Here is a 2534-nt window from a genome sequence, read left to right as displayed (position 1 = left end):
ATCTCGGTGACGACAAGGTTCTCCTCGTGCAGCAGAATTCTCAGTATGTAGCGGCGACGGAGACATACTTGAACCCGTTGTTCGCAGGCCGAGACATTGTGTCGCACAGCAGCCTTGGATCAGGCGAGCGGTTCGTATGGTGGTCCAATGGGCAGGTCGTAGCAGACTTCGATCCGTATCACTACGATCCCGAGGAAGGCGTTGCGCCGGAGTCGGTAATCGACGCCGCTCGCACCATCGGCGGAGTGGGAATCGACGGACCGCCGCCCCGGAACGAGGGTTTTCCCACCGTGGCAGGGTCTTTCGCGTTGGCAGACCATCTGACCCAGTCTCGAATCAGCCCTGAAATTCTGGCAACAGGAGTCTTCGAAGTCGTCGTGGTTCGGACAGGTCCCGCCCTTCCGCCAGTTCAGGCCCGAACATTCGAGTCCGAATCATCCTGGGGTGCGGTCGTCGACCGTTACGAAAAGTCGTATCGGTTGTCGCGGCGTGGGCGGGCGGTGGAGACCAGGGCCGATCAAGTAGCGGAGGTTCGCTTCTGGTACCGCCCGCTTCGCTCGTACCGACTCGAAGACGAGTACGGAATCCGGTATGTCAGCGACTACCGCCAGAACATCTGGTCACGCGTGGATGGAGTTCTGGTGAAGGACGCGCCTCCGATCGGCCTGAAGGTTCATCCTGCTTCGCTGGTCGAGGTGCACAAGAATTGGGATGTCGAGCTCGGCACTCTGCTCGACGACGAGACGGAGGGTACGGCTGTCGAGATCGACGGCAGGCCGGCATGGCAATTCGAGCTACCGCCTGGCTGGCAGGGTTTTCCAGGTTCCGTCGCTTTCGATTCCGAGACCGGCATTGCGCTGAGATGGCACACGGCGTTCCAGACCATCGAGTTCACTCACCTCGACGTCGGAACAGAATTGGCCGACGAGCTTTTCACCGGAGACTGATCACAGACCACCGCGGGCCTTCGTCCGCGAACCGGAAACGGCATTGCCCTCCTTGCGCCGCGCTGGTCCAAGGACCACGGAACCCCGCCGCCATCACCACCGTGGTGACTCCCTCCGATCCAGGTTCCGTTGACCGCCGACGAGACCTGGGGTCGACAGCTCTGGCGCGAAACGTAACAGTTGGTCAGAGCTGCCGGTGATCGAATCAGGTTCCAGCGCTCAATTTTCGATCGTAATGATCGGCGATGCCTGCTGCACTGCGTACGAGGTCCACGGCAGGGTTGCGAGGACGTCGGGGAGGCCGGGGTAGTCCGAGACCCACGCTGTTGTGGGATCGACGCCTTCGGTAACGCACGATGCCAGCGCGACATAGGTGCCGGCTGGGATATCGGTAACGTGCTGGGTACTGATTCCGACCTGCCCCGCGTCGTCGGTCGAGTACAGCGTCTGACCGTTGCCGACGACCTCCCACACCGGGGGCAGCACTCCGCCCGGTGCGGGAGCCAACGATGTGCCGCAGGTCAGTTCGCTGCCGGAATTGTTGGTAATCGTGTTGGTCACGGTCGCCCCGTCGACCTCGAACGCGTACGTCAAGTCTGTCGGCTGTGCCGCCGACGCCGTCGCGGGGAACACCAATAGCGCTGGGGCGCAGAGTAGAGCCCCGAGCATAATTCGGCCGGTCGATCGCATGGCCATTCTCCTCGTTCGAGTGAACTATGTCCGAGTTGCCAGTGTGCAACAAAAAATACCGCTCAGCATCTTTCGGACCGAATGCAGCTGATGGGTGCGCTAAACAGGGTCGAGAACCGTTGTGTCGGTAGCAGATTGTGAACGACTACCGACCACGAGCTTTCCGCTCCGCTTCGGCACGCTTCTTGATGTACGCATTTCGAACGCACAGGACGCGACGAAGGTACAGGTTGCCCGGGACGTCCAAGATCACAGCGCCGAGTCGTCCGCCACGGAATTTCACCGACATGATGTCGACCATGTGCGTGTGTTCACGGCGTGCGAGAAACAAATGTTCGTGACGCATCGAGGCGAAGGGGCCAGTGACCTGCTCATCCACGAAGTGTCGCGAGGGCTCGTACTCCGTGATGCGACTGATCAAGGTGAACCACACGCCGAGGTGCCTGGAACGGATTTCGATTTCATCGCCCAAGCGAAGAGCACTTCGACCCGAGTCGACTCGAACGCTCTCACCGAACGATCCCTGAGATTCGGCGTGAACGAGAGCATCCGATTCCAGATCGAAGACCACTGCGGGGTCCGCGTCGATCAACGTTGTCAGCCGGATGATGAAAGCCATCCGCACAGCTTCGCAGGTCACCCATTCCGCTACTCGGGACGACCTCTCACAATGGCGGAAGCCGTGGGTCGGGTGGGTGATCCAAGCACTCGTCGGTGGATACGTCCGAGATGAATCGACGACGCAGCCAGCCGAACGAAAACGCCCGTTCACCAGATAATTCTCGTGAACGGGCGTTTTGTTGTGGATAGTGCCCCATGGGGTGGTGTAATTCGGATCGGTGAACCATCCGGTTCATGATCAACGAGTTGTGTTGTATGTTAGGCGCTTTCGAGCTG

At 60.1% G+C, this 2534-nt stretch carries 3 protein-coding genes; 1 reads left to right on the top strand and 2 read right to left on the bottom strand.

Going from position 1 to position 2534, the window contains the following annotated elements:
- Positions 1 to 947, top strand: a 947-nt coding sequence (locus A2J02_RS10805) for a DUF6461 domain-containing protein (RefSeq protein ID WP_082899498.1), incomplete at its 5' end; no start/stop codon positions are given.
- Between the two features lie 219 nt (positions 948 to 1166).
- Here the strand turns inward: A2J02_RS10805 and A2J02_RS10800 are convergent.
- Entirely contained in the window at positions 1167 to 1508 is a 342-nt protein-coding gene (locus A2J02_RS10800) for a hypothetical protein (protein ID WP_231893819.1), read from the bottom strand.
- A gap of 274 nt (positions 1509 to 1782) precedes the next feature.
- The gene (locus tag A2J02_RS10795; protein WP_068049955.1) at positions 1783 to 2256 is read right to left on the bottom strand and encodes an SRPBCC family protein; all 474 of its coding nucleotides are present in this window, start codon (positions 2254 to 2256) and stop codon (positions 1783 to 1785) included.
- Positions 2257 to 2534: the final 278 nt, after the last annotated feature.

The sequence above is a fragment of the Rhodococcus sp. EPR-147 genome (assembly GCF_001647185.1).
GTDB lineage: Bacteria > Actinomycetota > Actinomycetes > Mycobacteriales > Mycobacteriaceae > Rhodococcoides.
This window is presented reverse-complemented; position numbering and strand designations above follow the sequence as displayed.

Excerpts from the sequence above, each read along its gene's own strand:
- A2J02_RS10795 (WP_068049955.1), bottom strand. The coding sequence starts at position 2,256 with ATGGCTTTCATCATCCGGCTGACAACGTTGATCGACGCGGACCCCGCA.